Consider the following 13,286-nt stretch of genomic DNA (forward strand, 5'->3'; position numbering starts at 1 on the left):
AATGACTCAGGTTAGCAAACGATCCTATTAGTCTATAGGAGAAATAAGCACCTTTTTACTAAACTGCTAATGAATCGATTCAATAATGACTACTTTTAAAAGAATGGCGCGCCCGGCAGGATTCGAACCCACGACCACTTGGTTCGAAGCCAAGTACTCTATCCAACTGAGCTACGGGCGCTATCTTTTCCTCAATTCTATACAAATATTATAGCAAGTATCTTGCTTGGCAAAAATTAAAGTTTTTCTGAGATTGAGCGAGCGGACATCAGGCAGCAGCTGTCCGGCATAAATAACTGGTGGTATGGCTACATTCCCGACGCCGAACTGCCGTCCTCGCCTTGAACTTAGATTTCTCGGCTGATTGCGCACATTCTGAGCACCGGACTGCTACTTACCTCCAGAGTAACAAGCCGCTGAATACACCTGAATTGCCTTGTAAAAAATGTTTAGTAAAATCTCCCTACTTAAAGCGCAAAATTACCGCTTCAGCGTGAGCGTCCAGTCGTGAAGCGCTTTGAGTAATCCCCGGATATGCTCGCGCGCTGCTTCGTCAATTAATCTGCCATTCTGATCAAAAACATTCTGTGCATTGCCAATCATCACCTCTGGTCGGTTAAGCAATCGCACATCCAGGTATACTACAGTTTGACGCAAATGATATTGAGCGCGTGCCGTGCCGAAACGGCCGGGGCTGGCGCCCATTACCGCAGCAGGCTTACCAGAAAAAGGCTGTTCGGGTGGACGCGAGACCCAATCAATCACATTTTTGAGCACACCAGACATGGAGTAGTTATATTCTGGCGTCACAAAAAGCAGTGCATCAGCAGCCCGGATTTGCTCTCGCAAGCGCTCCACTGGCGAGGGGAATCCCTTAGCGTAGACATCTTCGTTATACAGCGGGATTTCTGTGATATCCGCTATGGCAATATGCATCTGCGCCGGCGCAAGATGCATTGCCTCTCGCAGGGCTGCGGTATTATAAGAGCCTTGCCGCAAGCTGCCAGAAATACCCCAGCACATTGATTTCATTTGATCTCACTATGATTCTCCTTCGTTAATATGCTAATGATCCTAACAGCGATTTTTAGGATAATCCTTCAGCGTGAGAAAGAGAGCCCTTCACGACTGAATTTCAGAAAAAATAACCTTTGCGGCTGAACCCTTGCTCAGCCACGGTTCGAAGCTATGCTCAATTCATTCACTTATTCGCCTTGATTGCAGTATAAGCAGTGAAAAGATTACGGTAATCGGGAATATGATTAGAAAACAGGGTGCCGGGACCATCTATGTCATTTCGCCAGTCACGGTGCAGCTCACAAGCCCCCCAAACCAGCTCATCAACTGGGCGCCTGCTGCTGCATGCAGCTCTACGCTGCCTCGCGCGTCACCTCATTGAAAGTACCTTAGGCATCCGTCACCACAAATACCTCAAGTCCCTCTTCCAAAGCAGAAAGCACAGGAAATGCCACACAAACTTCAGTCACGACGCCAGCGATAATCAACTGTTTTCTAGCCGTTTGCCTGACCGCTTTAACAAAATCTTCGTTATCCCATGCATTAATTTGTCCTGGGCGTGCGATGTAGGGCGCATCTGGAAAGGTTTGTCTTAATTCCGGCACTAGCGGGCCATTTGGGCCATCCTCAAAACTGGTGGTTAGTATGGTTGGTAATTTAAAATACTTGGCTAAATCAGCTAAAGCCAATACGTTATTCTTGAATCTATCCGGCTCGAAATCACGTACCAATGACAGCAACCCGGCCTGATGATCGACCAGTGCGACGAGCGCATTGTTTTTATCGAGGCGATAATAAGTATTACTCATTTTATTCCTCCTCATAATGTATAAAAGAAGACAGTATCAACGCTGAGAATCCATTAATTCACCCTCTCTGGCGACTTGTTGCGCTTTCTGGTAACTCTCGATCAATAGCTGATAATGGGGCATAGCGCCTGAGTAAACTTGAGCCCACTCCATGGCATTTGGTCGACTCCATGATTTTTGTAATTCTGCCAGCACTGCCATGGTATCGATCGGCACTACGCCTACCTGGGTTAAACGAGCGACCGTCACATCCGTTGCCATTTGAGACACGCTACCCGAGGCATCGATTACCGCGAAAACCCTATATCCCTCATGAACCGCACTGAGACAGGGAAATGCCAGGCAAACGCTTGTCAGGGTGCCCGCTATGATCAGTGTTTTGCGTTTGGTGGCTTTTACTGCTGCAACAAAATCAGGGTTATCCCACACATTGACCTCACCGCGGCGAGCGATGTATTGGGCATGTGGCGCAAACTGATGAACTTCTGGAATAAGTGGTCCGTTTGGGCCTTGCGGAACCGATGCTGAGGTGATGACGGGAATTTTCTCCGCAGTCGCTGCCTTGGCCAGAGCGGTGACATTAGCTCGTAGCGCAAGAAGGGGAATATCTTTGACAATCTGAAACAAACCGCTTTGATGGTCAATCAGTAACATTGCCGCATCGCTTGGATCAATCTTCGGTATTCTTCCATCGAAATTGAGTGGTATATTCATTGCCATATCTCCTTCCAATTAAATTATCCCAGTGAATAACCCTCTCAGCTAACTGACTGAGAGGGAAAAGCCTAATGGGGTAACTGCCCGAAATGTCCGCTATTAAAATCTGCGATCGCCTGATCGATTTCAGCCTGACTATTCATAACGAAAGGACCTTGTCCAACAACCGGTTCATCAATCGGTTCACCACTGAGCAGAAGCGCCACCACATTCTCCTGGGCACTGCTAATCGATAGCGTTTCACCACTGCGATCGAGCGATACCATTTGCGCTGCTTTTACTTGCGTTTTTCCGTTGACCAATACTGCTCCATGCAAAACGATGAGTGCTGCACTCCAGCCCTCGGGTAATGATAACTCGGCTGACTTTTCGTGGTGCAAGCGCAAGTCCCAAACATTCATGGGTGTAAACGTGCGCGCAGGTCCTGCATGACCTTGGTAGTTGCCGGCAATCACGCGCACAATTCCTGCTTCCTCAGGTAGCATGACCACTGGAATGTCTGTTTTGAGGAGCGTCTGATAGTGCGGTGCAGTCATTTTGTCCTTGGCAGGCAGATTGACCCAGAGCTGCACCATCTCCAGCCGGCCGCCCGCACGTGTAAATGACTCGGAGTGAAATTCTTCGTGCAGAATACCCGAGCCCGCAGTCATCCATTGCACATCGCCAGGGCCAATCAACCCACCCTGGCCGGTTGAATCCCGGTGCGCTACTTCACCATGGTAAACAATGGTGACCGTTTCAAAACCACGGTGCGGATGTTGCCCTACCCCACGCGGCCGCTCGGCAGGCGCAAGATCAATTGGACCTGCATAATCCAGCAGCAAAAACGGACTTAGTAATTTTCCATGGTTACGATAAGAAAACAGCGATCGTACCGGGAAACCGTCGCCTACCCAATGGAGAGGAGGCGCATCATAAACACTCAAAATAGTTTTCATAGTCATCTCCTGCATTGTTTGTTCGGTATTTGGATAAGATCAATGTACAGCAGAACAATCATCTGTCACGTCAAAGGCAAGAGTACTGCAGGCCTCCAGGCACTTGCAATACAAAACGCAACTATTTCAGATCCAATTCCTTTTAGCGAAGGTCGCATAAAAAAAGCGAGTGGATTCCTCCACCCGCTTTTTGTGTAACTAACTGAGTCTGATTAATGACCCGTTGTAGCGAACCAGGCACCAGTAGGAGCAGGTTCGGGGTTACCCACAAAAATGATTGGTGCGATACAAGGTTTAGGCAGCTCAACCTGTGCTTCGATTTTTGCATTTCCGGCTGCAGTAGCTGGGAAGGGAGCAGTCATCATATTAACCATTTCTGCGTTACCCATGGCATCCTTAGTCATGCAACTCACAATGGCTACGAAATTTGGAATGGGGTTTGTACCGCCAGTGCCAGCTTGCATGACTGCTTGATCAGTCGGGTCAAGTACCAGCCCGGTAACTGTAATCTCAAGTCTGCCAGTAGTTGTCAATTTGCCGTTGGCTGCAGCTATCATCCAGGGTAACCCACCACCAGGCACACCGCGGATCGCGTGCATTGGACCTGTGAAAGGCCTGGGAACAGCAGCCATCGTCTGAAACTCCAAGATATTAAGTACCGCGGGAGCCATCCCGGGGGCACCAGGTTGCGCGGGAGCACCAGGTTGCGCAGGGGCCATAGGTGGAGCTACCTGGGCCACAGCTAGCACAGATAGCATTATACCAACCAAGAAAGCGCTCAAAAATAGGATTACAGATGATAGTGGACTAAGTAAACGATTTTTCATGTCATTACTCCTTATATTTTGATATCAGGATAATAAGTCCTGTATTTTTAGGTATATCACCAAAATCAGTTTTGCATCTCTTTCGATCGAATTTCAGATATCGTTTTCTTCCTTAGTGATCGGATCAGCAAGTAAAAGAAACAACCAACGAAGCAGATCGGCATCAGAAATAGATCAAAAGCAACTGATCAAACCAGTCCAGCTTTTATTGCCAGACAATGTTAAGGAATAACAAATAGGTAAACAATAATGCATGTGCATACAATTTTTATTCCTCAGTAGCGGCATATCGAAAAAACTATGCCATTTGGCTGTTGCATGATTAATCCATCCACATAAAGTGAGAGTGAGATAATTCCATTTCTAAATCAAACTTGACTTTGTTGGCTTCTCCCTGCCGTATTATTTATACTGTTGCGGCTCGCCTTCGTATCATGTTTAATTTGCAAATGGAATAAGCTGGTCTTTTTGTAGTAATAAAAGGAACGTCTACTACTCTTTTTGGCTGCAGTACAGGTGGTGTTTTGGGAGACTCACAACTCGTTGCGCCAGATCTGGTCATCACTGTCAAACAGGCGATTGGCTTCTGCTAGCCCCCAGCCTCCCACTGAGTAAGCGAAAATGAATTCACTTCCACCAAAAGGATTGATGCAACAGGCGATTGAGCATCTGCACAGATTCGAGGTCTTCACCAAAGGTTTTTTCGATCATAACCCGGCTCATGCCGCGCGGCTGGCGCAAAATCGATTGGACCTGCATAATCCAGCACAAAAACGGACTCAGTAATTTTCCATGGTTACGATAAGAAAACAGTGATCGCACCGGGAAGCTGTCACCTACCCAATGGAGAGGAGGCGCATCATAAATACCTAGAATCGTTTTCCTCACCACCTCCTTACATGGTTTATCTGATTAGAAAACAATAAGCAATCAATGCCTGAGTCCTATCAGATAGCTCGCTTTTCTTTCATCAATCATGATGGTTTTTGGGAATTGCTTGCAAATGTTTGCCTGCAAGTGGCGTTACAGCGTGCGTCACGCGCGGTGGCGTTGCGCCACGGTGCAAGGCAACGATTTTATCTTGCAGGATTTTGTCGGCGGCGGATACACGGGCATGCTGGCGCAAATGCGCAAGCCAGGATTCAACCGTGAACATCTCGATAAATCGTCCATGATCCTCGACATCCTCAAAAAATCCCCACTGAATAGCACCGTCGCGGCGGCGGATAATCCCCAGCTCCCGTATCAGCAAGCAAAACGCATCACGATCCGCATCGTCGATACGATATTCCAGCGTGACCAGAACCGGCCCATGATCGTGTGAAACGAATGTGCTCACAGCAGGTTCGGTCCAATGACCAGACGGTGTATGATCATGATATTCGCCCAGATTAAGCTTGAACCGCACTGTGATAGGAATCAGAAAAAGGGCCAGCAATCCTGACACTGTTAGGGCCAGCGACAAACCGGCAACGGCTGCTGCCTGACCCCAACCCAGCGAACCAGCTGTCATCGCGCCAAAAAGCACCATCTGAAAAATGGCCAGGCCACGCGCGCGCACCCAATCTGGTAGCGCCACCTGCGCTGAAACGTTCAACGATGCCACTGCTATGATCCATGACACGCCGCCTATCAATCCGGCGGCAATACCGATGCCTGTGTATTCACCATAGGCGAACATGAGCAAGCACAGTGCTGTTCCTGCCGTCGCCAGCATCATGACCTTATCCGCACTTACATGTTTTTTCATCACCGGCAGCAGGAATACGCCTGCTACTGCGCCAATTCCCAACGCAGTCAGAAAAATGCCATAAAGGCTGGGGCCGCCCTGGAACATATCTTTTGCCACCAAGGGCAGCAATGCCCAGTAAGCAGAAGCGCAAATGAAAAAGGCCAGAGCGCGAATCAAGGTATGGCGCAGCGGCGTGCTATGCAGCGCAAAGCGAACACCTGCGCGCATGGCGCCGGCCAAGCGCTCTCGCGGCAGCGTATCGGTTTGCGTCGCGGCGGCATGCCACCATACCAATGCTGCCACCACAGCAAGATAGGAGACGGCATCAAGCAGCACCGTCGCCACAGCGCCTGCCGCCGCTATAATAAAACCACCCAATGCAGGGCCGATAGCACGGGCGGCATTGATACTTACCCCATTCAAGGCGATGGCGGGAGCCAGTGCATCCCGTGGCACAAGGCGCGGAATGATCGCCTGCCATGCGGGTGTGGCGAAAGCCGATCCCGCACCGGTTATGAAAGTGAACAACAGCAAGACCCAGGCATTGACACCGTCTTTCCATAGCAGGCCGGCAAAAAGAAAAAGCACCACTGCCAGCATAATCTGTGACCATAGCAACAACTTGCGGCGATCAAAGAGATCGCCCAGCGCCCCTGCAGGAAGCGCAAACAGGAAGATTGGCAAGGCTGTTGCCGCCTGCACCATCGACACCATCAAAGGTGATGGCGACAGCTCTGTCATGACCCAGCCGGAAGTGACATTGAACATCCAGGTGCCGATATTCGAGATCAGCGTCGCTGTCCACAACACCGTGAAAACGCGATGTTTGAATGGAGAAAATGCCGATCCACCCATTCCCCCTCCTCCTGGCATGATCAATAGGCAAAGCAGCCGCAGCCGATAGCCCACGGATGGTTAAAGCTGGGTCTCTTCTGTTGCCCCTGTTGTCCTCTAAGGCCCAGCCAGTAGGACAACTTGCCGTCATGTCCATGCACGTGATCATGACGACACCCTAACGCCATGGAGGCGCTAGCAATGACAGACGCAGAACTGGCATTAGCCTGCTGATAGCCACCAAAATGGCGCACTGGTGACCAGTCGGGGCTGACCGGTGGTAAAGGCATGTCATGTGACTTGAATTCCGCATCGGCATAGACGATTTTACCGCCCACCACGGTCATGACAGCAGTGATGTCCTTGATGGCTTCCTCCGGCACCGTCATAAAATCATGTGACAGCACTGCGAAATCGGCATATCTGCCAGGCATCAAAGCACCCTTGACCTTTTCCTCATTAGATTTATAGGCATTGCCCAGTGTCCAAAGACGCAGTGCTTCTTCGCGCTCCAGCCGATTGGCATCGCCATAAAGCGGCAGGCCGCCGACCGTCTTGCCGGTCACCAGCCAGTAGAGCGATACCCAGGGGTTATAGCTGGCAACGCGCGTCGCATCGGTCCCGCCACCCACTGGGATGCCCATAACGAGCATTTTGCGGATGGGTGGGCTGTGCTCTGCGGCAAGCTTGCCGTAACGATCAACAAAATACTCACCTTGAAAAGCCATGCGGTGCTGCACAGCAACGCCGCCATTCAAACGTTGAATACGTTCCAGATTTTTTTCACTAACGGTTTCGGCATGATCGAAGAACCAGCGTATATCACCAAATGGGGTGTCCCGGTTGATCGTTTCGAAAACATCCAGAGCGCGACCGATGGTTTCGTCATAGGTCGCATGCAGACGGAATGGCCAGCGATTTTCCACCAGGAAGCGCACGACCTCGCCTAGTTCTTTTTCCATATTGGCTGCCATATCAGGGCGTGGTTGCAGGAAATCTTCAAAATCGGCAGCTGAAAATACCAGCATTTCACCCGCGCCATTATGGCGCAGATACTGATCGCCGCTATAGGGCTTGACCATTCCTACCCATTTTTTGAAGTCCGCCAGTTCGCCGCTCTTATTCTGTGTGAATAAATTATAGGCAATGCGTACTGTCATCTGCCCGTCTTCACGCAGTTTCTCAATGACTTCGTAATCCTCCGGGTAGTTCTGATAGCCACCACCCGCGTCAATGCAGCTCGTCACACCCAGGCGGTTCAATTCACACATGAAATGGCGTGTTGAATTGATCTGGTCGCTCATCGGCAACTTGGGTCTCTTAGCCAAGGTCGCATACAGAATTAGTGCGTTCGGCTCGGCGATCAACATGCCAGTCGGATTGCCGTTCGCGTCACGCTCGATGCGGCCGCCGGTGAAGTCTGGCGTATCCTTCGTGATCCCTACTGCCCGCAGCGCCGCCCTGTTTAATAACGCACGATCATACAGATGCAGGACGAAAACGGGCGTATCTGGTGCAACCGCATTAATTTCCGCCAATGTCGGCATACGGCGCTCTTTGAACTGGAATTCGCTCCATCCGCCGACTACGCACACCCATTGCGGCGCAGGCGTGCGATCAGCTTGGATTTTCAGCATCGCCAGCGCATCCGCCAGACTGCGTACCCCATCCCAAGCGCAGCTCCATATTGTAATTCAGCCCACCGCGGATCAGATGCAAGTGGGAATCGTTAAGGCCGGGGATAGCGCGTTCATCCCTCAGGTCGATCATTTTCGTATCTGGCTTCGCCAGCGCATGGATCTCCTTATCCGAGCCAATGGCTGACACAAATCCGCCTGTCAACGCAATCGCCATTACTTCAGGGTGGTTCTCGTCCAGTGTGGTAATCTTGCCGTTGTAAAAAATCACATCAGGTTCACTATTTGCCATAGCATGGACCTCCTTTGAAAACAGATTGAGATAGCGCTCCGTCAGCAAGCCTGTCCCCAGCAGCATGCTGCGCTGCATAAAAATTCTGCGTTTCAGGTTGTCGATAAAAGGATTTTTTTCATAAGTGATTCTCCCTCAGGCTCAGAGACAGATGAATGATATGAATCATGATCTGGACACTAGAATAACTGAAAAAGAATGATCAAGGAATCTGAATCGCAGAATTAGAACTTATAGGTAAGCCAGGTCGTGAAGAAATCGACCGAGCTATTTCCTGGACTGGTATCGAAGAAGGGTCCTGGAAAAAAGTGCACATAGCTGGCCAGCATAGTCACGTGCCGCGTGAGATCCCAGGTCACTGTCACTGCAGGGGAGCTGCCTGAGAACTGCTCCTGATTAGGCTGAACTGAGCGAATGGGCAAAGTTGCGATCGAATAGAGTGCATCATGAGGGCTTTCTCGTCAGAAGAATCCCCAGTCCAACGTTAATCTGAGTTTCTTAGCAAGATATATATCCACAGAGGGATGCACATGAATAAAATTCAACGGCCCCAGCAAGTCAGCGAGATTAAAGTACGCCCCAGTCGGAAACAGTGGGTTGTATGTTTGGAGGTTTGCTGAGGCTGGATTCCGATCCCCGCTGGTGATATCAACCGTCAGCCCCAGTCGGGGGCGAAGCGGCAAATTGCTCAAGTTATAGTGCAGATTGGTCGCCACTGCCCAGGCCTCAATACTTCCGGCCCCGAACCGGCCGAACTGCCAAATAAGCTCAATGTTATACTTCCATGGCAGGGGTTGCCCCACAGCCGAGTACCAAGCGTGTGACGTACTTCGTGTGCGGTGCCCTGAGCAAACACTCCTTGCTTATTCTCAAAGCCCAGGTAATACAGGTCGGCGTGCCCATCAGGCAGAAATGAATGAGAACGAACAGCATACACACCCCACAAGGACTTATTGGGATCCGGATCATCGTCAAACACGCTGAAACGATTACGAACCGGTTTACCCCAGAATCCATCGATTGCCCATTTATTTACTCGAAAGAGTAGCCGGGCAGCATCAAATGAGCGGCGCGTGTTCGGAACTTCACGAGCAGAAATGAGCCGACCTGAGCCATATTCAAATTCCTGCCGCCCAAGCCGCAAAGTGAACGGCATCATGTCCTTGAAGAGAATGACAAGATCCATGAATCCCTGATGTACGTCGAATACATTTCGGTCTACTTCCGGGCGTGGACCGCCGATCCGGCCGTCTTCGAGGCTTGACATAAACTGACCGAAAAAACGGAGGTGCTGCCCCAGATGTAGGTCAGCATGCAGGAAATATCGTTGCAGTAAATAGTCGTTGTTCCCCCGACTATCTGATGGGCCAGTGCCGAAGTTGGGGTTGTGATAGAACTCGTATCGTTGTCGCATTTCACCCCCGATTGAGAGAAACCAATTTTCCCGATCTTTGATCGGAATATATTTAATGGAATCCCAAAAGTCAGATTGACGCTGGGGCTCGTGCAAGTATCGATAATCCTCATCATAGCGCAACGACTTGAATGGCGGCGGAGCATGTGGCGTCGGCATGCTCTTTTGAGTGGCAATAGATTGAGCGTTCTTGGATAAGGGTAGATCAACATCACCCGTCATCGCGTGCAGATGATTCCCAGCAAATGAACGAATTTCAGGAGCGACCGCTTTTTCAGGCTGAACAAGCGGTAATCCTTGAGCTTGGCTCGTTGCCATGAACAGAGCAGCACAGGCAAAAATGACTGACCAGCTTCTTCGTGGAAACATCATCATAATTTCATGCCCCGAACCCGATAAATTGATCGCAAGGACGGTTGCAGCAAAATAAGCCTGCTCTATTTTACATAACAAGCATAGAGGCAAGTGGATAAGCGCAGGACTCCTTCACCGCAGCCGCACGGACGTACCCCATGAAAGATCCCCAGAAAAACTCACAGCTCGTTGCGCCAGATCTGATCGTCGCTATCAAACAGGCGGTTGGCTTCTGCCGGACCCCAACTTCCGGCCGGGTAGGTTGGAATAAATTCGCGCTCGACCAGCCAATGTTTTAAAATGGGATCGACAACCCGCCACGCCCATTCCACCTCGTCAAAGCGGATAAATAGTGAACGGTCACCCTCGATCACATCGAGTAATAGCGTTTCATAAGCATCGAGCGCCTGCTCGTCAGTTTTAAGGAAACTCGCGTTCAGCTGCATCACGCGCGTATCCATGTCGAGGCCTGGCTGCTTGACGTGAATTTCCAAGCGCATTGATTTCTCGGGTTGGATCGACAGCAATACCCAGTTCGGCGCGATGGATTCCAGCGGCGTCTCGCGGAAAAGCTGTTGCGGCGGGTGCCTGAAGCGAATGGCGATCAGCGAAGTTTGCTTCGCCAGTCTTTTGCCTGTGCGCAAATAGAACGGCACACCACGCCAGCGCCAGTTGTCGATGTAAAACTTTACGGCAACAAAAGTCTCGGTGAGGGAGTTGGCCTCGACATTCTCCTCCTGCTGGTAACCCACCACTGCCTGTCCGTCGATGTTGCCAGGCGCATATTGCGCGCGCACTGCGTGTGCATGGATCGCGCGCTTGGCAATCGGGCGGATCGAGCGCAATACCTTGACCTTCTCGTCGCGCAGCGCATCTGCCTCGAGCGCGGCCGGGGGCTCCATCGCCACCACAGTCATCAGTTGCATGAGATGGTTCTGCAGCATGTCGCGCAGGGCACCGGCACGATCATAGTAGTCGGCGCGCTTTTCGATGCCAATCGACTCAGCCACCGTGATCTGCACATGATCGATGAAATTACGATTCCACAGCGGTTCGATCAGTGTGTTGGCAAAGCGAAACACGAGCAGGTTTTGCACTGTTTCCTTGCCGAGGAAATGGTCGATGCGATAGACCTGCTCCTCATCGAAATACTGATGCAATAGACGATTCAGCACTTGCGCAGATTCGAGATCTTCGCCGAAGGGTTTCTCGATCACTACCCGGCTCATGCCGCGCGGCTGGTTGAGCTTAACCGCTTCGAGGTTCTGGATAACTGCAGTGAAATCAGCGGGTTTGATTGCAAGATAAAACACTGTGCGCGAACACGCCGATTCAGTCGGCAGATTGGCTGCTAGGGCTCGGTAGGATTCTACGTCGTTAAGGTCGCCCTGCTGGTAGCGGAAGCGAGCGAGGAAGCGCTCGAATACCGATCCTTCGAGCTTATCCTTGGCTTCGTCGGCAAGCATAGTACGCAGGTGTTCGCGCCAGCTGTCAAGAGTCCAGTCGCGACGTGAGAAAGCAACGATAGTGAGGTTTTCCGCCAGCCGTGTGGCCACCTCCAGATGAAACAGCGCTGGCAAAAGCTTGCTTGAGGCAAGATCGCCGGTTGCACCAAAAATCACGAATGAACATGGCAAATTCTCCGATTGACGCTCCTTCGGGTCATTCATCTCAATTCTCCTTGACCGCATGACCGCCGAAACCCTGCCGCATTTTAGCGAGTAGCCTGGCAGCATAGTCATTCTTGCCCTGTGTTGCGAAACGCATCGCCAGCGCGAGCGTCATGACCGGCGCCGGAATACCCTGTTCGATTGCAGCCAGCGCCGTCCAGCGACCTTCGCCTGAGTCGGCCACGAATGGTTCGATACCATCAAATATTTGATCCTCCGCCAGGAATTCGGCAGACAAATCAAGTAGCCACGAGCGCACTACGCTGCCGTGCCGCCATAGCTCGGAAATTGCAGCAAGATCAAGCGCAAAATCGGATTTATCCTTCATCAACGCGAAGCCCTCGGCAAAAGCCTGCATCATGCCATACTCGATGCCATTATGAATCATCTTCACATAATGACCAGAACCGACTGGACCGGTGTGCAGCCAGCCGGTCGTCGGTGTCGGTGAGAGTGCCTGCATGTACGGCTGCAGGCGTCCAGCAACAGCATCCGATCCACCAAACATGATGCAATAACCGTTTTCCAATCCCCATACTCCGCCCGAGACTCCCGCATCGACGTATTCTATGCCGAATTGTGCACAGTGCACTGCACGAGGCCTATCATCCTTGTAGTGCCCATTTGAGCCATCCACAATCAAATCGCCAGACGACAGCAATGGCAGCAATACAGACAATGCCGCTTCCGTTACCTCACCAGCCGGCAGCATCAGCCAGACGATACGTGGCGCCTCGAGTGCGGTAACCAGGCTCGTATAATCAACACAGGCCAGGTGTCCGGTTTCCTTGACCAGCGCCTCGGTCACGTCGAAAGAGCGGTTCATCACCGCGATTTTTATGCCTTGCCGGGCAAAACGGCGCGCCATATTACCGCCCATCCGCCCTAAACCCACGATGCCGAATTCCATGCTTTTCTCCTGTGATATAGTTCGATCAAGCCGCAGGCTTATCGGGTTACGTGGTTACCTATATACCTAAAGCCTGAGGATCTCTCACTGCTGCAAGATAATGAATCAATTTTATATCCAAGCACTATAGAAGCA

Annotated in this window: 10 protein-coding genes, 1 tRNA gene and 3 pseudogenes; all 14 read right to left on the reverse strand. The window is 51.0% G+C overall.

Annotated features, from left to right (window positions below; genetic code table 11):
* Nucleotides 1-104 precede the first annotated feature (104 nt).
* Nucleotides 105-181 (reverse strand) — tRNA-Arg (locus R2Q26_RS08555).
* A gap of 299 nt (nucleotides 182-480) precedes the next feature.
* Nucleotides 481-1,032 (reverse strand): NADPH-dependent FMN reductase, encoded by a 552-nt coding sequence (locus tag R2Q26_RS08560; protein ID WP_317535881.1) that lies wholly within the window; start codon nucleotides 1,030-1,032, stop codon nucleotides 481-483.
* Nucleotides 1,033-1,201: 169 nt separating this feature from the next.
* Nucleotides 1,202-1,826: pseudogene (gene ycaC, locus R2Q26_RS08565) on the reverse strand (isochorismate family cysteine hydrolase YcaC).
* 36 nt (nucleotides 1,827-1,862) lie between these two features.
* Nucleotides 1,863-2,540 carry an isochorismatase family protein gene (locus R2Q26_RS08570; RefSeq protein WP_317535882.1) on the reverse strand — a complete coding sequence of 226 codons (678 nt, stop codon included), beginning with the start codon at nucleotides 2,538-2,540 and terminating at the stop codon, nucleotides 1,863-1,865.
* Between the two features lie 71 nt (nucleotides 2,541-2,611).
* Entirely contained in the window at nucleotides 2,612-3,481 is an 870-nt protein-coding gene (locus R2Q26_RS08575; protein WP_317535883.1) for a pirin family protein, read from the reverse strand.
* A gap of 212 nt (nucleotides 3,482-3,693) precedes the next feature.
* Complete coding sequence (locus R2Q26_RS08580; RefSeq protein WP_317535884.1) at nucleotides 3,694-4,308, reverse strand: hypothetical protein; 615 nt, start codon at nucleotides 4,306-4,308, stop codon at nucleotides 3,694-3,696.
* 627 nt (nucleotides 4,309-4,935) lie between these two features.
* Nucleotides 4,936-5,067, reverse strand: coding sequence for a hypothetical protein (locus R2Q26_RS08585; RefSeq protein WP_317535885.1), 132 nt, complete (start codon nucleotides 5,065-5,067; stop codon nucleotides 4,936-4,938).
* A pseudogene (locus R2Q26_RS08590) lies at nucleotides 5,039-5,196 on the reverse strand (pirin family protein); the annotation flags it as partial. The pseudogene R2Q26_RS08590 and the gene R2Q26_RS08585, both read right to left, overlap by 29 nt.
* A gap of 82 nt (nucleotides 5,197-5,278) precedes the next feature.
* The gene (locus R2Q26_RS08595; RefSeq protein WP_317535886.1) at nucleotides 5,279-6,949 is read right to left on the reverse strand and encodes an MFS transporter; all 1,671 of its coding nucleotides are present in this window, start codon (nucleotides 6,947-6,949) and stop codon (nucleotides 5,279-5,281) included.
* On the reverse strand, nucleotides 6,916-8,511 hold the full coding sequence (locus R2Q26_RS08600) for an amidohydrolase (RefSeq protein ID WP_317535887.1): 1,596 nt from the start codon (nucleotides 8,509-8,511) through the stop codon (nucleotides 6,916-6,918). Before R2Q26_RS08600 ends, R2Q26_RS08595 begins: the two co-directional genes overlap by 34 nt.
* Nucleotides 8,492-8,881 carry an amidohydrolase family protein gene (locus tag R2Q26_RS08605; RefSeq protein ID WP_317535888.1) on the reverse strand — a complete coding sequence of 130 codons (390 nt, stop codon included), beginning with the start codon at nucleotides 8,879-8,881 and terminating at the stop codon, nucleotides 8,492-8,494. Before R2Q26_RS08605 ends, R2Q26_RS08600 begins: the two co-directional genes overlap by 20 nt.
* Nucleotides 8,882-9,264: 383 nt before the next feature.
* Nucleotides 9,265-10,592, reverse strand: a pseudogene (locus tag R2Q26_RS08610) (alginate export family protein).
* Between the two features lie 158 nt (nucleotides 10,593-10,750).
* A complete protein-coding gene (gene zwf, locus R2Q26_RS08615; RefSeq protein WP_317535890.1) occupies nucleotides 10,751-12,241 on the reverse strand; it encodes a glucose-6-phosphate dehydrogenase in 1,491 nt (496 codons plus the stop codon).
* Nucleotide 12,242: 1 nt separating this feature from the next.
* A complete protein-coding gene (gnd, locus tag R2Q26_RS08620; RefSeq protein ID WP_317535891.1) occupies nucleotides 12,243-13,151 on the reverse strand; it encodes a phosphogluconate dehydrogenase (NAD(+)-dependent, decarboxylating) in 909 nt (302 codons plus the stop codon).
* Between the last annotated feature and the right edge of the window lie 135 nt (nucleotides 13,152-13,286).

The organism is Nitrosomonas sp. Is37, from assembly GCF_033063275.1.
GTDB lineage: Bacteria > Pseudomonadota > Gammaproteobacteria > Burkholderiales > Nitrosomonadaceae > Nitrosomonas.